Consider the following 21756-nt stretch of genomic DNA (forward strand, 5'->3'; position numbering starts at 1 on the left):
TACACCCGAATAACCCCAAAGGACGTCATCAATCCGCGGCAACAAAAAACAACTCAACAAAATTACAACAATCGACACAACCAACCAACCAACCAATGGAAACCCGGCTAAGATATCTCGGGATTTGCAAAATAGCCCTAGCCGTAAATGAATACAGCGCGCGAACTGGAAGCGCTTCCAGTTCGGCGACACGAGCCGACCGGATGTGCACCACCATCAGCTCACAACGTCCAGATGCCGAGAAAATACCCTCCACCCGTATCTCCATCCAAGATCAAAGAGTCGCACAGCAGACTCCTTTACTTTGGCAAGTAGACTTGGACGTGAGCTTGGAGAACGGGCACGAGCACGCCGCTGACCCTGGATTCAACTTGGGGGTCAAGGGGTCGCAGGTTCAAATCCTGTCGTCCCGACGGTCAAGAGGGTCTTCGCAGCTCAGAGCATGCGAAGACCCTCTTTTTATGATCTTGTTCCGTTCGTCGAGCTCAAGCACGCCGCTCCTGGACCCCTTGACTCGACGAGGTCACGATGCCGCTCTTGGACCTGGACAAGATCACGAACGACCTTCCCACAGCGTTGGGACAGTTACCTCCGCAGCTGGGACCGGACTCACGGTTGCCCTACGAGGGGACGGCAACCGCTCACCAGAACGGCCAACTCCAGTAGTCGACCAGCTTCTTGAACCATCCGGGCGGCAGCCCGCCCGGCTTCTTGGCCAGGCCAGGCGGTTTCTTCTCGGTGGTGGTCGGGGCCACGGTGGTCGGATCGGCGCTGACCGGCGGCGGTTGCGTAGCCGTCGTTGTCAGCTGGGTGCTCGTCGTCGGGAGCGCGCTCGTCGTGGGGTGCTCGCTCGACGTCGGTCGACGGCTCGTCGCCGGCGGTTGGTACGGCACCGGCTGCTGAGGCGTCGTGGTGGCGGTCGAGTCGAGTGTCAGGGGCTGTGACGACGTTGTCTGCACGGGCGCGGCCATCGATGGCATGTCTTCGGGCATGAACGCGGGGGCGACCGCGATCACGCCGACGGTCACCAGACCGCCGACGAGAGCGAGCCCGGCTGCCCGGCCCCGCTGCACCGCCGCGGCGGTCGGCGACCAGCGTCCGGGCTCCAGTGCGGCTGCCGCTCGCCGGAGCCGGTGGGCGCACACCGCCGCGCTCGGACGTCGCTCCGGCTCCCCATTCGTCATCGCAGTCAGCACACGGGCCAACGGCCACGGGACCGTGCCGTCGGGCTCAGGCTCATCCGGCCCGCTCAGGCATTGCCGCAGCACAAGCCCGAGTGCGTGCACATCGGCCGATGCCGTGCCGTTCCCGGCTCCACCGAAGCCGAAACCCACCAGGCGCCGCTGGCCGTTCGCATCGACCAGCACGCTCGCGAGGGTCAGATCGCCGTGGACGATGCCCTTTGCGTGCAGGCGGGCCAACGCGTCGGCGAGCCCGGCGCCGAGGGCGGCGGTGTCCGCCGCGGACAACGGCTCCTCGCACGCAACGTCGAGCGAATCGAATCCGTCGACCGATTCCAACACGAGGTACGGGTGGCCGTCGGCGACGCCGCCATCGTGCAGCGCCACCAGGTGGTCGTGTCGCAGGCTGGTGAGGGACCTGGCCTGCGCCGCGAACGTGCGGGCGGCGGCCTGATCCACCGTCGACCTGAACATCTTGACCGTGACGGGCCGGTCCAGGACCAGGTCGTGGGCCCGACAGAACCAGCCGTCGCCGCGCTGCCCCAGCGGTGCGTCGAGCCGGTACCTCCCGGCGAGTACCAGGCTCGGTCGGCTGGCAACCGTCATATCACTCCCCGCCCTCGCGTGACTCGGCTCCGGGGTGACTACGCAATCCGGAACGAGACGGTTCAGTCAACGTCGAGGTCGGGGACACGGCCAACCTCCGGCCGTGGCTGGGCATGATCCTGTCACGGACCGCTGATGTGCTTGCCCCGCAGGAGCTTTCGACGCCCGGCTTCGTGTCCCTTGTCCGAGGGACCTTGCCGCCGGGGCAGCTTGATCGTTGAGGTGCCGTCGCCACGAGACGACGTCGCCGTTCGGGACTACGCTCGCGTCGTGCGCCAGAGCCAGCAGGCGGAGGTGTTCGTCGGCCGCGAGGCCGAACTCGACGTTTTCCGTGCGCTGCTGTCCGGCGTCGTCGGCGGTCGCGGGCGTTCGGTGTTGGTCGAGGGCGAACCGGGCATCGGCAAGTCAGCGCTGGTGACGATGGGGTTGGCCGGCGCGCGAGATCGCGGCTGTAGGGTGCTGTGGGCGGTGGGCGACGAGCTCGGTTGCCGGTTCCCGTTGCGGGCCCTGCTGGACTGCCTGGCCGCTGACGAACAGGCAGCCGTCGTCGCCAAGGATGTCGCGCCGGGGCCGGTCACCGCCGGCGACGCGGTGCTGGCGGCCCTCGAGCGCCTGCTCGTCCTCGTCGACCAGTTGTGCGCGCTGTCGCCCGTTGTGTTCGTACTGGACGATCTGCACTGGGCCGACGAGGCGAGCCTGCTGGTGTGGGGCCGGCTCAGCCGTGCCGTCGACCAGCTGCCGCTGCTGCTGGTCGGGACGTCCCGGCCGGTGCCGCGCCGGACGCAGGTAGCCAGTCTGCGTCGGACGCTGGTCGAGTACGGGGCCGACGTCATGACCCTGAAACCGTTGCCGGCGCAGCGGATCGCCGATCTGGTCGCCGGGATGGTCGGCACCGCGGGCCCTCGATTGCTGGCGATGGCGCAGCAGGCCGGCGGCAATCCGCTGTACGTTCGCGAGCTGGTGGACGCCCTGGTCAGGGAGCACCAGGTCGAGCAAGAATCCGATGACATCGTCGAACTGATCTCGCATACCGCACGGGCACCCGAGTCGTTGAACCTCGCAATCGCCGACAGATTGGGCTTTTTGTCCGACCCGACGGTGCAGGAGCTCCGGCTGGCCGCGCTGCTGGGCGCCGAGTTCGCCGTCGCCGACCTCGCGACGGTCTCCGGCCGCGCGGCGACCGAGCTGGTTGACGGCGTGAACGAGGCGATGGCGGCGGGCGTTCTGACCGAGCGTGGCGACCGGCTGGCGTTCCGGCATCCGTTGATCCGCGAGGCTCTGTACGCGGCGATCCCCGCCGGGCTCCGCTCCGCGCTACATCAGGAGGCAGCGCGCGCACTCGTCAACACGGGCGCTCCGGCCGGGCGGGTCGCCGCCCAGCTGTTGGCTGCGCCTGACGCGTTGACCGGCTGGATCCCGGACTGGCTTGTGCGCAGCGGGGCCGCGCTGACGCAACAGGCCCCGCAGGTTGCCGCGCAGCTCCTCGAATCGGCGGTGGACCAACTGCCGTCGGACGACCCGCTTCGGTTCCGGCTGGAGGCTTTGTTGGCGATCGCGGCCTTCGCGTTGGGGCACCGCGAACAGACCGAGCGGCTGGCCCGGCACGTGATCGCATACTCCCACGAGCCCGATCTGGTCGCCGAGATGAGCTGGACGCTGGCCCGGACCCTGCAACGCTCACGGCTGTTCGCCGAGGCGAGGCGGGTCGTGGACACGGCGCTGGAGGACGCAGCGACCCCGCCGACGTGGCGAGCTCGGCTGTTGGCCGTCAGCGCCAGGGGCCGGCGCTACGGCCGTCGAGACAGCGCGGAGGCCGTCGACGAGGCGCTGGCCGAGGCGGAGCGTTCAGGTGACCCGGTGGCGATCGGGCACGCGCTGCATGAGGTGAGCCAGGTGCGCCTGCGGCAGCGGGACACTGCCGCCGGGCTGCGCGCGATCCGGCGGGGCCTGACCGTGATCGGCGACGATCCGCGAACTGCCGACCTGCGGCAGCTGCTGCTGATCAACCAGACCGCCTTCCTCGCCGAGTTCGACCAGTGGCCGCAGGCGCAAGCGTCCATGCGGGAAGCGATCGACCTGGGTGAGCGGATCGGGACGCCTCGGCTGTGCACCGTCTACACCACGGCGGCTGACTGCCTGTTCGCCTCCGGCCATTGGGACGACGCGATCGCCGCGCTTGAGGCGGCGGCCGAGCATCTGCCCGCACGGGACGCGTGGCCGGAACTGTGGGAGCGGGTGGGCGGCTGCCGACCCTTGATCGCCGGGCACCGCGACGACACCGTCGCGGTCGAGCAGCACCTCACCCAGGCCGACTCCATCCTGCTGGTCCGGGCCCGTGCCCTGGCCGCGGAGCGGGCCGGGCTTCCCGAGCAGGCCCTCGCCGTGCTGAAGGAAACCCTCGATCCCGAGCGGGCCGAGAAGTATCAGACCTGGCGGCAACGCTGGTCGCCGCAGCTCGTCCGGCTGGCCATGGCACTCGGTGAACCGGACACGGCGCGCACCGCCGCCAGGTTGATCGAGATCGAGGCCGACGGCGAGCGCGAACCGATGCCGAACAAGGCGGCGGTAGCCCAGTGGTGCCAAGGACTGCTGGCCGGCGACGCGCACACCGTGCTCGCCGTCGCCGATCACTTCGACAAGTCCGGACGTCCATTGGAATTCGGCAACGCCCTTGAGGACGCCGCCATGCTGATGGCCGGCGACGATCGGGCGGCGGCGCTGCGCACGGTCACCAAAGCCGTGGACGTGTACCTGACCCTGGGCGCCGCGTGGGACGTGATCCGGGCCGACGCACGTGCCCGGCCGCTCGGCGTGCGCCGAGGCCAACGCGGACCACGGCGACGCCCGTCCGCCGGCTGGGATTCCCTGACGGCAACCGAACTGAAGGTGGCGAGACTGGTTGCCGGCGGACAGTCCAATCCGGACATCGCCGCCGAGCTCTTCCTGTCCCGCCGCACCGTGCAGACCCACGTGTCGCACATCCTGGCCAAACTCGGCGCGCACTCTCGCGCCGAGATCGCCCGCCTGGCCGGCGAGCGATCGGCGGCGGAGTGATCAGCGGTTCCTGAGGCTGCCTTCGAGCCGAACGCAGTGCGGACAGTGTTCCGCAATGCGACCATCGGGCGGGCGTCCGGTGCGTCACGCCGGCGGTGGCCACTGCTGGCCGGCAGCGGTGGAGCAGGTGGAGATGACCGGTTGGACGCCGTCGTCGGGCCGGCGATCCGGTCAGACCGCCGGCCCTCACGAGTGGCCGACTACCGCCGGCGAGCGACGAGCCGGAGCGCGAACAGCAGGCCCGCGCCGAGCACGAGCAGTCCGGCCGCGATGGCGATCAGCGCGCCGGAGTTCACCCCGGTGTTGGCCAACGCGGCGTTCTCCACCGACGTGACTGTCGTCGTCGGCGTCGGCGCCACCGAGGTGGTGGTCGTCGTGGACCCCGGCGTCGTGGTCGCCGTGGTGGTGGAGGTTGTCGTCGTGGTGGTGGCCGTCGTCGAGGACGGCGGCGTGCTGTGCTGGCATGCCTTGGCCGGCAGCGTCTTGGTGAACGACCAGCCGTTCTTGCCGTTGGCGTCGTCCCACGCCTTCACCGTGACCACGAACGTCTCGGCCACGTCGCTCGGAATGGTCTTCGCGTCGTGGAACGTCGCGTGGTAGGAGTCCTGGAACGTGGTGTCGACCAGGCTCGTCTTCGTTGCCACACCGTCCGGCTGGACCGTGGCCGACACCGTGTTCGGGTGACTGCCGTTGTAGTCCTTGAGGTCGATGGTCAAAGTCGTCTGCCCGTCCACGCATCCCGCCGTCACGCTCGGCGTGTGTGCGTCAGCAGGGGCGGCGAGCAGAACTGCGGCGCCGATCGCTACGGCCACTGCGGAGCCGATGCCGAACGACCGTCGCGCTGTGAATGTCATCCGTCGTTCCCGTTCTCTGATCAGCCAGGGGAGAGCAAGAGTCACGCGACTCTATGATCCACGCCGGCCATGGACGAGAACGTCCTGTGCGCATTTGGGTATCGGATTGGTGACGATCAGCTGGAGCGCTACCAGGCGCCGCCACGAGCCCACCACGGACAACGCACCCAGCCCGCTCGATGCATCCACATTTGGGATGCGAATTCAACCACGGTCAAAAGCATGATCAAAACGCCGAATCACCGACTCGTTACTCCGGTAAGCAGACTTGGGCGCGAGCTTGGAGAACGGGCACGCGTCCGCCCGATCCTGAAACTTTCACCACTGCGCCCGGCCGAAGGAGCAGGCGATCGGCTCAGTCCACGCGTCCGAGCTGCGCCGACACCGATTCCCGACAAGGACTCGGGGGCGGCGTGAACGCGCGTAGACCCGAGGTGACACCCATCCTCCCTACGATCGCGCATACCGATCGTTCCAACTACCCGGGGAGGGCCGTCAACGGTGACGAGACGACACGGAACACGAGCAATCCTCGCGGCCCTCGCGGCGCTGGGCGCAGTCCTGCTGTCCGCGGCCCCCGCGCAGGCGCACGGCGCGATGACGGTCGCCGGCAGCCGAACCTTCCTCTGCTACGAGGACGGAATCACCTCGACCGGCCAGATCATCCCGCAGAACCCGGCGTGCCAGGCGGCGGTCGCCAAGAGCGGCACCACACCGCTGTACAACTGGTTCGCCGTCGGCAACCGCAGCGGCGCCACCAGCGGAGGCACGGTCGGCTTCATCCCGGACGGAAAGCTGTGCAGCGGCAACAGCAACTACTACGACTTCTCCGGGTTCGACGTGGTCAGCGACAGCTGGCCCAAGACGCACCTGACCTCGGGGGCCACCATCCAGTTCCGGTACAACAAGTGGGCCGCCCACCCGGGCACCTTCCGGCTGTACATCACCAAGGACGGCTGGGACCCGAGCAAGCCGCTGACCTGGGCCGACATGAACACCACGCCGTTCTTCTCGGCCACCGACCCGCCCTCGGTCGGCAACCCCGGCAGCATCAACAGCTACTACTACTGGAACGCCCCGCTGCCGGCGAACAAGACCGGCTATCACATGATCTACTCCGTGTGGGCGCGGTCGGACAGCTCGGAGACCTTCTACGGCTGCTCGGATGTCGTGTTCGACGGCGGCAACGGACAGGTCACCGGCATCGGCTCGAGCGGGCCACCGCCCACCACCACACCGTGCGCCGCGACCTACGCGATCACCAGCACCTGGCCGGGCGGAAGCCAGGCCCAGGTCACCGTGACGAACCCGACCACCTCCACCCAGTACGGCTGGACGGTCAGCTGGGTGCTGGCCAACGGCGAGACCATCAACAGCGCCTGGAACGGCACGGTGGCCCAGGCCGGATCGCTCGCGACGGTCACATCCGCGGACTGGAACCGCGTCCTACCCGCCGGCAGCAGCACCACGTTCGGCCTCACCACGAATTCCACCACGGTGCCCACCAGCATCTCGTGCCAGAGTCCGTGACCACCGAGACCAGCGGCGGCGCGGCTCACCAGCCGCGCCGCCGCCACGCCGCCGTCCTGATGGTGGCCGCGGCGGTCGCGTCGTTGGCCGCCTGCACCACCTCGCCGGCCACCGACACCGGTCACGGGGCGTCGGACATGGCGGACATGCCCGGGATGACGGGGATGCCCAGTGCCCCGACCGCGCCCGCGATCGCCGACGCCGCACCGAGCGACACTGGCCTGTCGGCCAGCCAGGGCGGGTACTCTTTCGTGCCCACCGACCTGTCCGCGGACACCTTCACGTTCCACATCAACGGATCCGATGGCAGGGCGGTGACCCGTTACCAGCCGTACGAGAGCAGGCTCGTCGTCGGCTACCTCGTCCGCTCGGACCTGTCCAGCTACCACCTGCTCGATCCGGCCATGCAGCAGGACGGGACCTGGCGGGGGCGGTTGCCGGCCCTGCACCCCGGCTCCTACCGGGCGTTCGTTACGTTCGCCGCGCCGGACTCCGCTCACGGCACGCCGTTGCACTACACGCTCTCGCAGAGGTTGACGATTCCGGGCAGCGAACCGGACGTCCCCTTGCCACCGGCGGAAAACAGCACGACCGTGGACGGATTCACGGTGTCCTTGGCTGGGAAGCCGACGGCCGGCGTGGCCTCACCCTGCGCATCAGCATCACCAGCGGCGGCAAGGCAGTCCAGCACATCGACCGTTTCCTCGACGGCTACGCGCATCTGACGGCCTTCCGTGCCGGCGACCTCGCCTCCGCGCACATCTTCTCGACCGGCAGGGACGACACAGCGACGCCGACGGCGAACGTGCTGTTCCCCGAGAGCGGGACCTGGCGACTGTTCGCGCAGTTCCAACTGAACGGCCAACTCCACACCGCCGCATTCACGGTCGTCGTGCCCGGGCCGTAGCGGTCCGGCGACGGCACGGCCGGGCCACACCGGGGACTCAAACCTGCGCAAGCCGTGACAAGGCCAGCACCACCGGACCAGCCTGCTCGGGCTTCTTGACGCCCCGAGGCCCTCCACTTCGGTGTCCGGCCACGGAAGCAGGGTGTCGTTGATCCGAACCACGGCGGCGGCAGGGAGAATTGCGGCATGACGACGAGGGCGTGGTGGTCGGCGTGAGCAGGCCGCTGTACCAGCTGAAGGCCGAGTTCTTCAAGACGCTCGGGCATCCCGCGCGGATCCGGGTGCTCGAGCTGCTCAGCCAGCGTGAGCACGCCGTCGCCGAAATGCTGCCCGAAGTCGGGATCGAGGCCGCCAACCTCTCCCAGCAGCTGGCCGTGCTGCGCCGCGCCGGGCTGGTCGCCACCCGCAAAGAGGGCTCCAACGTCTACTACTCGCTGACCAGTCCCCAGGTGGCCGAGCTGCTCGCCGTCGCCCGCTCCATCCTCACCGGTGTGCTGTCCGGGCAGGTCGAGCTGCTCGAAGACCTCCGCAAGCCCGCCGAGGCGTAAGCACCCCCACAGCCCGGCGTGAAAGAGTTGCGATAATCTTCAATTGCATGGAGCAGGGCAGTTGGAGGACCGATGGAACACACGCCGCGCGTGGCGATCATCGGTGACGCCGACACCGAGCTGCCGGAAAAGATCCCCGGCCTCGACATCGTGCCCCTGACCAGCCACTACGACGCCATCTACCTCGGCGGCGTCGATCAAGCCCACGCCCGCCGACGCAAGGCCGAGTTCACCGACGTCCCCTGCCTCACCCGCGAGGAAATGACCGCCGTCGGCCTCACCGGACGACTACTGGTCCTGCTCTCCCGCACCGGCCGAACACCGGCATCGGCACGGGTGGTCATCGTCGAGTCGACCGCCATACCCACGCTGTGCACACTGTTGCTGGCCGCCGGCATCGGCGACATCGTCTCGTGGGAACCCACCGACGCACTCAGCTACCCACTACGCCAGATCACCTACCACTCCGACGCCGTCATCGACCCCCTCGGCGGCGGCGTACCCGTCGTCCTACCCTCCACCGAGACCGGCCAACCACCCCTGATCGCCGCCGACGACCCCGCCTACCCACTGCTCGCCTTACCCGGACTCGTCCGCGCCCTGCTCGCCCACCCCGGCGCCCGCCCCGAGTTCGACGTCCTGCGCGCCTGCGCCTTCGCCCTCGCCGCCCACACCCCGGCCCACCGCTGGCTGCCCGATCAGGACGATCCCGAACTATGCGACACGGTGTTCACCATGGCCAGCCGCGCGATCGGCCGGTGATCAGGTCCCGTTCCCGGCGGCGACCGACGCCGCGGACACCACATCGGCCGGAACCCAGCCGGCGGTGTCCACGCCGTGCGCCGCGGCCCGTTCGAGCAGGTCGAGCAGCCGGGCGCTGTGCCGGTGCACCTCATTGACGTCCCGCGCCTGGGCCAACGCCCGCTGGGCGAGGTCGACCTGGGTGCGCAAGGTCGCGACGAACGCGCTCACTGCCCCTCCGTTCGGTCGCCGACACACCCCATCCTCACAATACTTGCAGACTTTCGCAACTAACGTATCGTGCGACCCCCGCGCCATGTCACGATCTCGAAGTTGCTAATGTTCGCAACTGCTGAAGCGTGCGACCCTGCGAGGAGGGTGCGGATGACCAGGCCCCTCTACCAACTCAAGGCCGAGTTCTTCAAGACGCTCGGGCATCCCGCGCGGATCCGGGTGCTCGAGCTGCTCAGCCAGCGTGAGCACGCCGTCGCCGAAATGCTGCCCGAAGTCGGGATCGAGGCGGCGAATCTCTCGCAACAGCTGGCGGTGCTGCGCCGCGCCGGGCTGGTCGCCACCCGCAAGGAAGGCTCCACCGTCTACTACTCGCTGACCAGCCCGCACGTCGCCGAGCTGCTCGCAGTCGCCCGATCCATCCTCACCGGCGTGCTGTCCGGACAGGTCGAGCTGCTGGCTGATCTGCGCACGCCGGGCGGCCCCGGGCGAAGTTGAGCCGCGGTCACCCCGCCAGTCCTCCTCACTGTCGCCGGGCGGGGTGACCGCTCCCGAAATCCACCACGATGGGAGCACCAGGGTGCTGAGGCTGTGGCACAAGATCCGCCGCACCGGGCGGGTCGCGGAGCCGGCGCCGGCGCGGCCGGCGCCGCACGAGCGCGCCTTCCCCGGGTCGGTGCAGGTGCGGCACGTGGACGCCGGCTCCTGCAACGGGTGCGAGGTGGAGATCGCCTCCGCGTTCGGCCCGGTCCACGACGCCGAGCGCTACGGCGCCCGGCTGGTGGCCTCGCCCCGGCACGCCGACGTGCTGCTGGTGACCGGCCCCGTCACCCGCAACATGGCCGAACCGCTGCGCCGCACCTACGACGCGGTTCCCGGGCCGAAGGCGGTGGTCGCGGTGGGCGACTGCGCCCGTGACTGCGGCGTGTTCGCCGGCGCCTACGGGGTGGCCGGCGCGGTGCACGACGTGATCCCGGTCGACGTGGAGATCGCCGGCTGCCCGCCGCGGCCGGAGGCGATCACCGAGGCGCTGCGGAAGCTGACCGGCCGATGAACCCCACCGGTGTCGGCCTTGGCGTCGCCGTGACCGTCGGACTGCTCACCGCCGTGGCGGCAATGCTTGTGCCGCAACGGATCCGGGCCGCGGTGGTCGGCGTCGGGACGGCGGTCTGCGGCGCGGCGGGCACGGCGGCCGGGATCTCAGCGCTGTCCGGCACGACAGTCGACCTGGACCTGCCCGACCTGTTGCCGCTGTCCGGTGTGGTGATCACCGTGGACGCCCTGGGCGGGCTGTTCCTGGCCGTGACCGGCGGGGTTGCCGTCGCCGCCGGCATCTACGGCATCGGCTACGCCCGCCACACCGCCCGTCTGGCGCAGGCGGTGTTCCCGCTGTTCGTGGTGGCCATGCTGCTGGTCGTCGCGGCCGGCAGCGTCGGAACGCTGTTGGTGTGCTGGGAACTGATGGCGCTGTTCTCGCTGCTGCTGGTGGTCACCGAGCACCAGCGCGGGCCCGAAGTGGCCGCGGCGGGCCGCTGGTACGCCGTGATGACGCACCTCGGGTTGATCGCGATCCTGGCCGGCCTGCTGGTGCTGGCCGCGCACGCGACCGGGGACTCCTTCCCCGCGCTGCGGGCCGCCGGCCCCCACCTGTCGCCGACGGTGGCAGCCACGGTGTTCCTGGCGACCGTGGCCGGATTCGGTTCCAAAGGCGGCATCGTGCCGCTGCACGCCTGGCTGCCGCGGGCCCACCCGGAAGCGCCCAGCCACGTGTCGGCCCTCATGTCGGCGGCTATGGTCAACCTCGGCGTGTACGGGATCGTGCGGGTCGGCTTCGACCTGCTCGGCGGCGGCCCGCGCTGGTGGTGGGCCGTGGTGCTCGGACTCGGCGCGGTGTCGGCGGTCTACGGCATCCTTCAGGCCGCGATGAGCACGGACCTGAAGCGGCTGCTGGGCTATTCGACCACCGAGAACATGGGCCTGGCACTGGTCGGGGTCGGCGCCGCCGGGATGTTCGCCTCGGACGGGAACCGCGTCCTTGCCGGGCTGGCGCTGGCCGCGGCGCTGCTGCACCTGGTCAACCACGCCGCGTTCAAGACGGTCCTGTTCCTGTCGGCCGGGTCGGTCCTGCACGGCGCCGGCACCCGCGACCTGGATGCCCTCGGAGGGCTGCGGCGGTCGATGCCGGCCACCACGGCGGCGTTCGGGCTCGGCGCGCTGGCTGCCTCCGCGCTCCCGCCGGGCACGGCGTTCGTCAGCGAGTGGCTGCTGTTGCAGGCGCTGATCCACGGGCTGCCCGCATCGGGGGTGATCACCGCGATCGCCATGCCGCTGGCCGTCGCCGCGGTCGCGCTGACGGCCGGCCTGGCCGTGGCCACCTTCGTGAAGGCCTTCGGGGTGGGGTTTCTGGCCCGTCCCCGCAGTGCCGCCGCCGAGGATGCCTCGGAAAGCCCGGCCAGCATGCTGATCGGCATGGGCATCGCCGGTCTGGCCTGTGTCGGGCTGGCCCTGCTGCCCACGCTCGTGCTGCCGGCCATCGGCCGCGTCGCCGGGTCGACCCAGACCGATGTGGTGACGATCCAGCTGGTCGGGGCGGCCGGCTCGCTGTCGCCGCTGATGCTGGCCATCGCGCTCGGTGCCGCGATCGTGCTGGTGATGGCCGTGCTGCGGCTGGCCGCCGCGCGCCGGACCGCGCGGTTGTGGGACTGCGGCGCCGGCCCGCTGTCGGCCCGGATGGAGTACACCGCGACCTCCTTCGCCGAGCCCTTACAGCGGGTTTTCGACGACGTGCTCGCCCCGGAGACCGATGTGGACGTCACGCACACCCAGGAGTCCAGCTATCTCGTGGAGGCCGTGGAGTACCGGCGCCGGGTGCCCGACCGGATCGAACGCCGCCTCTACCAACCGGTGCTGGCGCTGGTCGCCGCATGGGGCGCGGCCGGCCGCCGGCTGGCGACCGGCAGCGTGCACCGGTACCTCGGCTACGGCTTCTACACCATGTGCGGACTGCTGATCCTGTTGGTGGTGACCCGGTGAACCGCAGCGTGACGGTCCACCTGCCCGCGCCCGACGAGGAGCTGCCGTCGGGTCCATTGTGGACGTTCATCGAGGACGACGGCGACGGCCTTGTCGTCTCCGGCCAGCCCGACCTGCGGCATGTCGCGCTCACCGCGCGGGATTCGATCAGCCTCACCACGGTGCGGCTGCTGCCGGACGTTGCCCGGGCCGTGGCCGCGGCGCTGCTGGCCGCCGCCGACCATGCCGACGAGCCGGAGGCGACGGCATGAGCGTGGCTGGTGTCGTCGGCGGCGTCGTGCAGCCACTGGTCGTGGTGGCGGGATCCCCGTTCCTGGTCGGCGTGATGCGCCAGGTGCGGGCGAGGCTGGAAGGCCGCGCCGGCGCCGGGATCGGTCAGCCGTGGCGCGACCTGCGCAAGCTGTTCGGCAAGGAGCCGATCACGCCGCGCGGCACCAGCGAGGTGTTCCGGCTCGCCCCGATGGTGTTGGTGGCCACCACCCTGGTCGTCGCGGTCGTGGTCCCGTTCGTCACCACCGACTCCGCGCTGGACCCGGTCGCCGACCTGTTCGCCGTGGTGGCCCTGTTGGCCGCCGGCACGGTCGCGCTCGCGCTGGCCGGCCTGGACACCGGCACCGCGTTCGGCGGCATGGGCGCCAGCCGCGAGATGACCATCATCGCGCTGGTCGAACCGACCCTGCTGGTGGCCATCTTCGCGCTGTCCGTACGGGTCGGGTCGACCAACCTGGCCGCCATCGTGTCCTCGACGCTGCACGACCCGTCCCGGGTCATCTCCCCCGTCAGCCTGCTCGCCGCCGTCGCGCTCACCGTGGTCATCGTGGCCGAGAACGGCCGGCTGCCGGTCGACAACCCGTCGACGCACCTGGAGCTGACCATGGTGCACGAGGCGATGGTGCTGGAGTACGCCGGACCGGACCTGGCGCTGGTCGAACTCGCCTCGGCGATGCGGCTGAGCGTGTTCCTCGGCCTGCTGGCCAACCTGTTCGTGCCGTGGGGCATCGCCACCACCGCCGCGCCACTCGCCGTGCTCGGCGGGGTGATCGCAGTGGCCGTCAAGGTCACCGTGCTGGGCGGGCTGCTGGCGGCCGGCGAGGTCTTCCTGGCCAAGCTCCGCCTGTTCCGCGTCCCGGAGTTGCTGGCCGGCTCCTTCCTGCTGGCGCTGCTCGCCGTGGCCGCGTCGTTCTTCCTGGCCTGACAAGGAGTCCTGGTGAGTGACGGCACCTACGTCCAGCTGCTGGACCTGGCCTGCGGCGGGCTGCTGCTGACCGCGGTGCTGGTGCTGTGGCGGCGCGAGCTGGCCGTGATCATCGGCGTGTTCGCCGCGCAGGGCATCGCGCTGGCCACGCTGGTCGGCGTGCTCGCCGCGCACGAGGGATCGGCCGAGGTCGGCGGCGTCGCGGTCGGGATTCTGGTGCTGCGCGCCGGGATCCTGCCCTGGCTGCTGCACCGGGCCTTGGCCAAGGCCGGGCCGGCGCGGCGCGAGACCCGGCCGGTGGTCAATGTGGCCGCCTCGTTGTTGGCGGCGGCGCTGCTGACCCTGTTGTCCTACGCCGTTTCCCAGCCGCTGGTGGCCCTCGAGCCGTCGACCGCCACCCGCGCGATCCCGGTCGGCGTGACGGTGGTGCTGATCGGGTTCTTCGTGCTGGTCACCCGTCGCCGCGCGCTGTCGCAGCTGGTCGGGTTTCTGTTGATGGACAACGGGATCACCACTGTCGGATTCCTCACCACCGCCGGCATCGGCCTGATCGTCGAGCTCGGTGTGTCGCTCGACGTGCTGTTGGCCGTGCTGGTGCTGCGGATCCTGGCCAGCCGGATGCGGGAGACCTTCGGCGACACCGATCTTGACGAGTTGCGGGAGTTGCACGACTGATGACCACGGTGCTGCTGCTGTCCCCGGTCCTGGTGCCGGTGCTGGGGGCGTTGGTGTTCCTGCTGGCCGGATGGCGGCCGGCCACGGCGTGGCTCAGCGCCGCCAGCGCGGCGCTGGTGCTGGCCGCCGCGATCGGCGATGCCGTCGAGGTCGCCACGACCGGCTCGTACACGGCGCTGGCTGGTCTGCTGCGTGTCGACGCGCTGTCGGCGTTCATGCTGATCGTGATCGGCGCGGTCGGGCTGCTGGCCACCGCCGCGACCCCGGCCCACCTGGCCACGGAGATCCGGGCCGGCCGGGCGAGTCCGCGCACCGCGACTCGGCACAGCCTGCTCGTGCAGGCGTTCCTGGCCGCGATGGCACTGGCGGTGCTGGCCGCCGATCTCGGGGTGCTGTGGATCGCGATCGAAGCCACCACCATCGTCACCGCGTTCCTGGTCGGGCAGCGACGCAGCCGGACGGCGGTCGAGGCGGCGTGGAAGTACGTGGTGATCTGCTCGACCGGCATCGCCCTGGCCCTGCTGGGCACGCTGCTGCTCAACTACGCCGCGCTGCACAGCCCCGGCGCGTCCGGGCTGGACCTGGCCGGGCTGGTCGCTGGTGCGCACACGCTCGACCCCGGGGTCACCCGGATCGCGGTGGCGTTGCTCGTGATCGGGTTCGGCACGAAGGCCGGGCTGGCGCCGCTGCACGCGTGGCTGCCCGACGCGCACTCCCAGGCCCCGGCGCCGGTGTCGGCACTGATGTCCGGAGTGCTGCTGTCAGTCGCCTTCTACGCGATCCTGCGCGTGAAGACGATCTCCGACCTCGCGCTCGGCACCGGATTCGCTCGTGCCCTGCTGGTCGTCATGGCACTGGCCTCGCTGCTGCTGGCGGCGTCGCTGCTGCTGGCGCAACGTGACTACAAGCGGATGCTGGCCTATTCCAGCATCGAGCACATGGGGTTGCTGGCCCTCGGTGCCGCTGTCGGCAGCCCGCTGGCCGTGGCCGCGGTGCTGCTGCACATCCTGGGCCACGGCCTGGCCAAGGCCGTGCTGTTCCTCGGCGCCGGACGGGTGTTGCAGACCACCGGCACCAGCCGGATCGGCGAGGTCCGCGGCCTGGCGGTCCGCCAGCCACTGCTGGCCGGATGCCTCGGCTTCGGCGTGCTCGCCCTCATCGGGCTACCGCCGTTCAGCCTGTTCGCCAGCGAGCTCGGCATCGCCCGCGCCGGCTTCGCCTCGGGACTGGGCTGGGCCACCGCCGTGGCCCTGCTGCTGGTGCTGGTCATCGCCGCCGCCCTCGTCACACACACCAGCCGCATGCTGCTCGGCGCGCCGCCGGAAGGCCCCGGCGCGGCCACGGCCCCGCCGCGTGTCCCGGCCACCGCGCTGCTGGCCGGGCTCGTGGTCTGCGCGGCGCTCGGCGTCACCGCCGCGCCGCTGAACGACCTGCTGCACACCGCTGCCACCATCGTGACGGGAGCACCATGACCCGCGCCTTCGGCGACCTGGTCGGCCACCACCGCACCGCCCAGGCCGTCACCGCCGACGAGCTGCCCGACCGGGCCTCGTCGCTGCTGCACACCGGCCACCGGGTCGCGTTGATCGCCGGCCACGACGACGGCCATCAGCTGCGCGCGGTGTATCTGTTCACCGATGCCGCCACCGACCACCGGGTCGAGCTGCACCTGCCGCTGGACCGCGAGTCCCCGCGCGTGCCGAGCCTGGCCGGCATGTCCTTCGCCGCCGGCCGGTTCGAACGCGAGATGCGTGACCTGTACGGGATCGTGCCCGACGACCACCCGCTGCCCCGGCGGCTGGTCCGGCACTTCCACTGGCCCAAGGGCTGGTACCCGATGCTGGCCGACGCCGGCGACCCGCCCGCGTTCGGCGACGTCGACGGCCCGTACCCGTTCCGCACCGTCGAAGGCCCCGGCGTGTACGAGATCCCGGTCGGGCCGGTGCACGCCGGCCTGATCGAGCCGGGGCACTTCCGGTTCTCCGTGGTCGGCGAGACGATCCTGAACCTCAAGGCCCGCCTGTGGTTCGTGCACAAGGGCATCGAGAAGCTGTTCCAGGGCCGCCGCGCCGACCAGGCCGTCGAACTCGCCGAACGGGTCAGCGGCGACACCGCCGTCGGCCACACCCTGGCCTTCTGCCTGGCGGTCGAAGACGCCCTCGGCATCCCCGTCCCGGCCGCGGCCCGCCGCAACCGGGCGATCCTGCTGGAACTGGAACGCTTGTACAACCACGTCACCGATATCGGCGCGCTGTGCAACGACGTCGGGCACGGCATCCTCAACGCCCACGCCCAGCGGATCCGGGAACGACTGCTGCGGATCAACGACGAGGTGACCGGTCATCGGCTGCTGCGCGGCGCGATCCGCCCCGGCGCCACCAGCCTGGTCCGCTCGCCCGATCCCGGCGCGCTGGCGGCGATCGGCGTCGACGTCGCCGAGGTCGTCGCCCTCGCGGTCGACCACAGCGTGGTCAACGACCGGTTCACCGGCACCGCGGTACTCACCGCCGCCCAGGCCGCCGACCTCGGCACGCTCGGCTACGTCGCCCGGGCCAGCGGCTTGAGCCTCGACGCCCGCCACGACCATCCGTTCCGGCCCGCCCCGCTGCCCCGCACCATCCACGGCCGCACCGACGGCGACGTGCTGTCCCGGTTCCTGGTCCGGGCGGGCGAGATCCAGGAGTCCATCGCGATGATCACCGTGCTGCTCGACGAGGCCGACAGCGGTGAGACAGACAGCGGCGAGGCCGGCCCGGGCCCGGCCGTCTCGGGGACCGGGGTGGGCATCGTCGAGGGCTGGCGCGGCACCGTCGTGCACCGCGTCGAACTCGCCGCCGACGGCCGGCTGGCCCGCGTGAAGATCGTGGATCCCAGCTACTTCAACTGGCCCGCGCTGCCGGTCGCGCTGGCGGACACGATCGTTCCGGACTTCCCGCTGGTCAACAAGAGCTTCAACCTCTCCTACGCCGGCAACGACCTGTAGCGCGATGAGCAACCATGCCAGCGGGCCGCCGATCGTGGCGGGTGTGGACGGGTCGATGTCCGCGCTGCACGCGGTCCGGTGGGCCGCCGCCGAGGCGGCCCGGCGGAGCGTGCCGCTGCGGTTGGTGCACGTGCAACCCCCGGTTGGCACGGGAACACCTGATCTGGGGCAGCAATGGCTGAGCGACGCCGATTTCCTGGCGCGGCGGACCGCACCGGCCGTGCGGCCGGACAGTTGTGTTCGGCTCGGCGACCCTGCGACTGAGCTGCTGGCCGAATCCCGGACGGCCCGGCTGATCGTGGCGGGCGCGCGCGGCGCCGGTGGGTTCTCCGGCCTGGCACTGGGGTCGGTCGCGCTCGCGCTGGCCACCGGTGGCCATTGTCCGGCGGTCATCGTCCGCGGCCGGCCGACGCAGAGCGGGCCGGTGGTGGTCGGGGTGTGCGGCACGCCGCGGTGCCAGGCCGTCCTCGATCACGCCTTCGACCAGGCCGAGAGCCGGGCCGAGCCGCTGCTCGCCGTGCACGCCTGGCACCCGCTGCCCGCCGACGCCGACATCGCCGCCGCCATGGGCATCGCCTGGACGGAAGTGGAGGCCGAGCAGCACGACCTGCTCACCGAGTGGTTGTCCGCCGGGGTGCGCCGGCGCCCCGGAGTCCACGTGACGCGGGTCATCGCCGCCGCGCGGCCGGCCCGCGCGCTGCTCGGCCACAGCCGCTTCGCCCAGCTTGTCGTGGTCGGCTGTCGCGGCCGCAGTCCGCTGACCGGCCTGGTTCTGGGCTCCGTGCCCCGGGCCTTGCTGCACCACGCGCCGTGTCCGGTCCTGGTCGTGCGCGACGGCCACTGCCGCTGATCGGGACATTCCCGGTTCGACACCCCGAAGTCACACACTTGCAGACTTGCGCGTATCTTTAACTGCGCAGACCATGTATTCCTCACGGTGGTGGGTCGCCCACCGAGAGCCAACGAAGGGTCGGGATCGGTGAGTCAGTTCGTCGCGGCGCTGCGCGGCCAGGTCGAGGACGTGCAACGAGCGCTGCGGGCAGCGCGGGAGGCCGGCCACCCCTACGAGGCCGGCCTGCATGCCGGACGGCTGGCCGACCTCGTCGACCTCGCCCGCCACCAGGGCGTCGACGTCCAGCACTGGGTCGACCCGGAAGTCCTGGCCCACCTGGCCGAGGAGGCGCGATGACCGCCGCACGCGCGGATCGCGGCCGGGCGCCACGGGTGGCCGTCATCGTCGACGCGACCGGCCGCGAGACAGCGGAGTTCGGCGGGCTTGCCGGCATCGACACCGTCGTCATGTCCGTCTCCGACGCGGAGCGGGAGCTGCCGAGCGACGTCGAGGCGGTCTACCTCGCCGGTGCCGACCAGGACTGCGCCCGGCGGCTGCAGGCCGATCTGTCGGCGGAGTGGGTCATCCCCTGCCTCACGCGCGAGGAGATGACCGCGGTGGCGTTGGCCGCCCAGTTGCTCGCCATGCTCGCGCGGACCGGCACCGAGCCGGCGAACGCCCGGGTCGTGATCGTCGAGTCGGCGGCGATCCCCACACTGCGGCCGGTGCTGGTGGCCGCCGGCGTCGGCGAGATCACCAGCTGGCGCGCACGCGACGCGCAGACCTTCCCGCTGCGTCGGGTCGCGCGAGGCGCCGACGCGGTCATCGATCCGGTCGGCGGAAGCACGCCCCTGCTCGACGCGGTTCCAGGGCACGGTCGGCCGGCGCTGATCACCGTGCACGACCCGGCGCAGGTGTTGCTCGCGTTGCCCGGTCTGCTGTGGGCGCTGTGGCAGGTCCCGGCCGCGCGGCCCGACGCCGCCACCTTCCGGGCCTGCGCGCACGCGGTGGCCGCGTGCACCGCGCTCGGCCACCGTCTGCCCGACCCAGCCGATCCCGAGCTCACACGCACGGTGATGCGCCTGGCCGTCCGCGCGCTCGCCACGCCCGAGGAGTTCTGATGACCACGACCGTCCCCGGCCTGGATCGGGCGCCGACCACCCACCGGCGGCTGCTGGCGTGGGTACGCGAGATGGCCGAGCTGACCACGCCCGACCAGGTGGTGTGGTGCGACGGCTCGGATCGGGAACGGGACCGGCTCACCACCCAGCTGGTGCACGCCGGCACCCTCGTGCCGTCGCCGGACGAACCGGACTCGTTGCGCGTCGCGGCCGATCCCGCGGACACCGCGAGGATCGGGGACCACACCTACGTCTGCTCCCGCGACCCCGCCGACGCCGGGCCCGCCGGCAAGTGGATGGACCCGGTCGACATGAAGATCATCTTGACCGAGCAGTTCCGGGGCGCGATGCGGGGCCGCACGATGTACGTGGTTCCGTTCCGCACCGGCCCGCTCGGCGAGGACGCCGAGCTCGGTGTGCAGATCACCGATTCCGTCCACACGGTTGTGTCGATGCGGGCGCTGGCCCGCACGGGCACCGCGGCGCTGGCCGGCTTCGTCGACTACGACGGTGCCGAGCGCGATTTCCTGCCGTACCTGCACTCGGTCGGCGCCCCGCTGGCCCCGGGCCAGGCCGACGTGCCGTGGCCCTGCGACCACACCAAGTACCTCAGCTATTTCCCCGAGGAGCGGATGGTCTGGAGCTATGGCTCAGGCCACGACGGCGCGCCGTCGCTGGGCCGACAACGCAGTGCGCTGCGGATCGCCTCGGCGCTGGCCCGCGAGGACGGCCGGCTCGCCGAGCACATGCTGATCCTCAAGCTGACCGGTGTTGAGGGCACCACGCACTTCATCGCCGCCGCGTTCCCGCCGGGCTGCGGTCGGACCACGCTGGCGACGGCGGAGCCGACCAGTCCCGGCTGGCAGATCGAGGCGCTCAGCCACGACGTCGCGCGGTTGCGGTTCGGCGACGACGGCCGCCTGTACGCCGTCGATCCCGTCGCCGCGACCGGTGGTGCCCCGTGGGGCGTGCCCATCTCGGCAATCTTGTTCGGCGGCCGGCGCGGCGACACGGTGCCGCTGATCACCGAGGCCCGCAACTGGCAGCACGGCGTGTTCCTCGGCGCGACGCTGTCCACCGACGAGGCCGGCGTGGTGCGGCGCAATCCGATGGCGATGCTGCCGTTGCTCGGCTATCACCTCGGCGACTACCTGCGGCACTGGCTCGACATGGGCACCCGGTCCGACGCGCTGCCCGCGGTCTTCCTCGTCAACTGGTTCCGCCGCGGCGCGGACGGCCGCCTGCTGTGGCCCGGCTTCGGCGAGAACCTCCGTGTCCTGCGGTGGGTTGTCGAGCGCGTCGAGGGCACCGCCTCCGGCCTCGTGACCCCGATCGGCTACGTGCCCACCACGGCCGCGCTTGATCTGTCCGATGTGGACGCTCCGATCGAGGACGTCCGGGCCGCGATCGCCGTCGACGACGCCCAGTGGCGAGCCGAGCTGCCGCTCATCCGGGACTGGTTCGACACGATCGGCGACCGGCTGCCGTCCGAGCTGCGCGACGAGTTGCACGCGCTGACCCGCCGACTGGCGGCGACCCCCTGACCGCTGGCGGGGCATCCCCGTACCCCGCCAGCACCCTCATCCCGCCCCGACCACCGGTCACTTCTGGCTGCTGGAGACCGGGTTCGCGGAGAAGTTGTCGTGCCACGCGGCCTGCGCGCCGGAGTCGCCGATGCGGTAGACCTCGACGACGGAGCCGACAGAGACCGCGACCGAGAGGACGGCCACGACCACGGTGGCCACCGGCAGCCAACGCAGGCGGGCCAGGCGGTCGCGGTAGCGGTGCAAGGCCCAGACCACGGCGGTGAGCAGGAACAGTCCTCCGACCCACGGCAGCAGACCGTCACCGAGATGGGCATGGGCCCGCACGAGGGGGTCCACCTCCACGTGGCGGATCAACCACTCGCCGGCGCTGGTCGTGACCGGCACGCAGATCAGCGCGATCAACGCGATGACGGGCGTGACGATGCCGAGCCGGCGACGGGCGGCGGGCGGCGGGCCACACGGCACTGCACACGAGCAGCAGGGCGGCCAGCGGCACGAACACCACGACGATGTGCACCAGCAGCACATGCGCGGGCAGGTCGTTGATGGTGGTGGGCCCCATCGGTGTCCTCCAGGAAAGGGTTCTCACGGTACGCGGCGGCTCGGGGACGCACCGTAAGGAGGCGATCTTGGAGCTTTCTCGGAGCGGAGCACCGAGCTGCGCGGAAACCCTGCTGGCAGCTGTCGGCACGGACAGGTTGGACCAAGAATTCACAAA

Annotated in this window: 22 protein-coding genes; 17 read left to right on the forward strand and 5 right to left on the reverse strand. The window is 71.0% G+C overall.

Annotation, left to right across the window (positions count from 1 at the left end):
- Positions 1-28 precede the first annotated feature (28 nt).
- Together M3Q35_RS13490 and M3Q35_RS13495 are read right to left on the reverse strand one after the other, a co-directional pair.
- The gene (locus tag M3Q35_RS13490) at positions 29-256 is read right to left on the reverse strand and encodes a hypothetical protein (protein ID WP_273942074.1); all 228 of its coding nucleotides are present in this window, start codon (positions 254-256) and stop codon (positions 29-31) included.
- A 385-nt stretch (positions 257-641) separates the two neighbouring features.
- Positions 642-1787, reverse strand: coding sequence for a protein kinase (locus M3Q35_RS13495; protein ID WP_273942075.1), 1146 nt, complete (start codon positions 1785-1787; stop codon positions 642-644).
- Between the two features lie 270 nt (positions 1788-2057).
- Between M3Q35_RS13495 and M3Q35_RS13500 the strand changes: the two genes are divergently transcribed.
- Positions 2058-4841: an ATP-binding protein gene (locus M3Q35_RS13500; RefSeq protein ID WP_273942076.1), complete on the forward strand. Its 2784-nt coding sequence runs from the start codon at positions 2058-2060 to the stop codon at positions 4839-4841.
- A 200-nt stretch (positions 4842-5041) separates the two neighbouring features.
- Here M3Q35_RS13500 and M3Q35_RS13505 read toward each other — a convergent pair whose 3' ends face one another.
- Positions 5042-5695, reverse strand: coding sequence for a hypothetical protein (locus M3Q35_RS13505; protein WP_273942077.1), 654 nt, complete (start codon positions 5693-5695; stop codon positions 5042-5044).
- A gap of 501 nt (positions 5696-6196) precedes the next feature.
- On the opposite strand from M3Q35_RS13505, the gene M3Q35_RS13510 reads away from it, so the two are divergent.
- The 4 genes from M3Q35_RS13510 (at position 6197) to M3Q35_RS13525 (ending at position 9442) form a co-directional block, all read left to right on the forward strand.
- Positions 6197-7225 (forward strand): lytic polysaccharide monooxygenase auxiliary activity family 9 protein, encoded by a 1029-nt coding sequence (locus M3Q35_RS13510; protein WP_273942078.1) that lies wholly within the window; start codon positions 6197-6199, stop codon positions 7223-7225.
- Positions 7210-7950, forward strand: a complete 741-nt coding sequence (locus M3Q35_RS13515) for a hypothetical protein (protein ID WP_273942079.1) — start codon at positions 7210-7212, stop codon at positions 7948-7950. The genes M3Q35_RS13510 and M3Q35_RS13515 overlap by 16 nt, the downstream gene beginning before the upstream one ends.
- Positions 7951-8344: 394 nt before the next feature.
- Entirely contained in the window at positions 8345-8680 is a 336-nt protein-coding gene (locus tag M3Q35_RS13520) for an ArsR/SmtB family transcription factor (RefSeq protein ID WP_273942080.1), read from the forward strand.
- A gap of 72 nt (positions 8681-8752) precedes the next feature.
- A complete protein-coding gene (locus M3Q35_RS13525; protein ID WP_273942081.1) occupies positions 8753-9442 on the forward strand; it encodes a hypothetical protein in 690 nt (229 codons plus the stop codon).
- Here M3Q35_RS13525 and M3Q35_RS13530 read toward each other — a convergent pair whose 3' ends face one another.
- Positions 9443-9652 (reverse strand): hypothetical protein, encoded by a 210-nt coding sequence (locus M3Q35_RS13530; RefSeq protein WP_273942082.1) that lies wholly within the window; start codon positions 9650-9652, stop codon positions 9443-9445.
- A gap of 153 nt (positions 9653-9805) precedes the next feature.
- Here M3Q35_RS13530 and M3Q35_RS13535 point away from each other — a divergent pair, with 153 nt between their 5' ends.
- The 12 genes from M3Q35_RS13535 (at position 9806) to M3Q35_RS13590 (ending at position 21035) form a co-directional block, all read left to right on the forward strand.
- A complete protein-coding gene (locus M3Q35_RS13535) occupies positions 9806-10150 on the forward strand; it encodes an ArsR/SmtB family transcription factor (RefSeq protein ID WP_273942083.1) in 345 nt (114 codons plus the stop codon).
- Between the two features lie 82 nt (positions 10151-10232).
- Positions 10233-10706 carry an NADH-quinone oxidoreductase subunit B family protein gene (locus tag M3Q35_RS13540; RefSeq protein WP_273942084.1) on the forward strand — a complete coding sequence of 158 codons (474 nt, stop codon included), beginning with the start codon at positions 10233-10235 and terminating at the stop codon, positions 10704-10706.
- Positions 10703-12685, forward strand: coding sequence for a proton-conducting transporter transmembrane domain-containing protein (locus tag M3Q35_RS13545; RefSeq protein ID WP_273942085.1), 1983 nt, complete (start codon positions 10703-10705; stop codon positions 12683-12685). Before M3Q35_RS13540 ends, M3Q35_RS13545 begins: the two co-directional genes overlap by 4 nt.
- Entirely contained in the window at positions 12682-12936 is a 255-nt protein-coding gene (locus M3Q35_RS13550; protein ID WP_273942086.1) for a hypothetical protein, read from the forward strand. The genes M3Q35_RS13545 and M3Q35_RS13550 overlap by 4 nt, the downstream gene beginning before the upstream one ends.
- Complete coding sequence (locus M3Q35_RS13555) at positions 12933-13880, forward strand: respiratory chain complex I subunit 1 family protein (protein ID WP_273942087.1); 948 nt, start codon at positions 12933-12935, stop codon at positions 13878-13880. Before M3Q35_RS13550 ends, M3Q35_RS13555 begins: the two co-directional genes overlap by 4 nt.
- A gap of 12 nt (positions 13881-13892) precedes the next feature.
- Positions 13893-14555, forward strand: a complete 663-nt coding sequence (locus tag M3Q35_RS13560) for a hypothetical protein (RefSeq protein WP_273942088.1) — start codon at positions 13893-13895, stop codon at positions 14553-14555.
- Entirely contained in the window at positions 14555-16027 is a 1473-nt protein-coding gene (locus M3Q35_RS13565; protein WP_273942089.1) for a proton-conducting transporter transmembrane domain-containing protein, read from the forward strand. Before M3Q35_RS13560 ends, M3Q35_RS13565 begins: the two co-directional genes overlap by 1 nt.
- Entirely contained in the window at positions 16024-17538 is a 1515-nt protein-coding gene (locus tag M3Q35_RS13570) for a hydrogenase large subunit (RefSeq protein WP_273942090.1), read from the forward strand. The genes M3Q35_RS13565 and M3Q35_RS13570 overlap by 4 nt, the downstream gene beginning before the upstream one ends.
- A gap of 4 nt (positions 17539-17542) precedes the next feature.
- Positions 17543-18388: a universal stress protein gene (locus M3Q35_RS13575; protein ID WP_273942091.1), complete on the forward strand. Its 846-nt coding sequence runs from the start codon at positions 17543-17545 to the stop codon at positions 18386-18388.
- 129 nt (positions 18389-18517) lie between these two features.
- Positions 18518-18727, forward strand: a complete 210-nt coding sequence (locus M3Q35_RS13580; RefSeq protein WP_273942092.1) for a hypothetical protein — start codon at positions 18518-18520, stop codon at positions 18725-18727.
- The gene (locus M3Q35_RS13585) at positions 18724-19491 is read left to right on the forward strand and encodes a hypothetical protein (RefSeq protein ID WP_273942093.1); all 768 of its coding nucleotides are present in this window, start codon (positions 18724-18726) and stop codon (positions 19489-19491) included. The genes M3Q35_RS13580 and M3Q35_RS13585 overlap by 4 nt, the downstream gene beginning before the upstream one ends.
- Positions 19488-21035, forward strand: coding sequence for a phosphoenolpyruvate carboxykinase domain-containing protein (locus M3Q35_RS13590; RefSeq protein WP_379793938.1), 1548 nt, complete (start codon positions 19488-19490; stop codon positions 21033-21035). Before M3Q35_RS13585 ends, M3Q35_RS13590 begins: the two co-directional genes overlap by 4 nt.
- Positions 21036-21092: 57 nt before the next feature.
- Here M3Q35_RS13590 and M3Q35_RS13595 read toward each other — a convergent pair whose 3' ends face one another.
- Entirely contained in the window at positions 21093-21503 is a 411-nt protein-coding gene (locus M3Q35_RS13595; protein WP_273942095.1) for a DUF2231 domain-containing protein, read from the reverse strand.
- Between the last annotated feature and the right edge of the window lie 253 nt (positions 21504-21756).

The sequence above is a fragment of the Kutzneria chonburiensis genome (assembly GCF_028622115.1).
Taxonomy (GTDB): domain Bacteria; phylum Actinomycetota; class Actinomycetes; order Mycobacteriales; family Pseudonocardiaceae; genus Kutzneria; species Kutzneria chonburiensis.

Excerpts from the sequence above, each read along its gene's own strand:
- M3Q35_RS13575 (WP_273942091.1), top strand. The coding sequence starts at position 17,543 with ATGAGCAACCATGCCAGCGGGCCGCCGATCGTGGCGGGTGTGGACGGG.
- M3Q35_RS13545 (WP_273942085.1), top strand. The coding sequence starts at position 10,703 with ATGAACCCCACCGGTGTCGGCCTTGGCGTCGCCGTGACCGTCGGACTG.
- M3Q35_RS13585 (WP_273942093.1), top strand. The coding sequence starts at position 18,724 with ATGACCGCCGCACGCGCGGATCGCGGCCGGGCGCCACGGGTGGCCGTC.
- M3Q35_RS13565 (WP_273942089.1), top strand. The coding sequence starts at position 14,555 with ATGACCACGGTGCTGCTGCTGTCCCCGGTCCTGGTGCCGGTGCTGGGG.
- M3Q35_RS13495 (WP_273942075.1), bottom strand. The coding sequence starts at position 1,787 with ATGACGGTTGCCAGCCGACCGAGCCTGGTACTCGCCGGGAGGTACCGG.
- M3Q35_RS13535 (WP_273942083.1), top strand. The coding sequence starts at position 9,806 with ATGACCAGGCCCCTCTACCAACTCAAGGCCGAGTTCTTCAAGACGCTC.
- M3Q35_RS13555 (WP_273942087.1), top strand. The coding sequence starts at position 12,933 with ATGAGCGTGGCTGGTGTCGTCGGCGGCGTCGTGCAGCCACTGGTCGTG.
- M3Q35_RS13505 (WP_273942077.1), bottom strand. The coding sequence starts at position 5,695 with ATGACATTCACAGCGCGACGGTCGTTCGGCATCGGCTCCGCAGTGGCC.
- M3Q35_RS13570 (WP_273942090.1), top strand. The coding sequence starts at position 16,024 with ATGACCCGCGCCTTCGGCGACCTGGTCGGCCACCACCGCACCGCCCAG.
- M3Q35_RS13525 (WP_273942081.1), top strand. The coding sequence starts at position 8,753 with ATGGAACACACGCCGCGCGTGGCGATCATCGGTGACGCCGACACCGAG.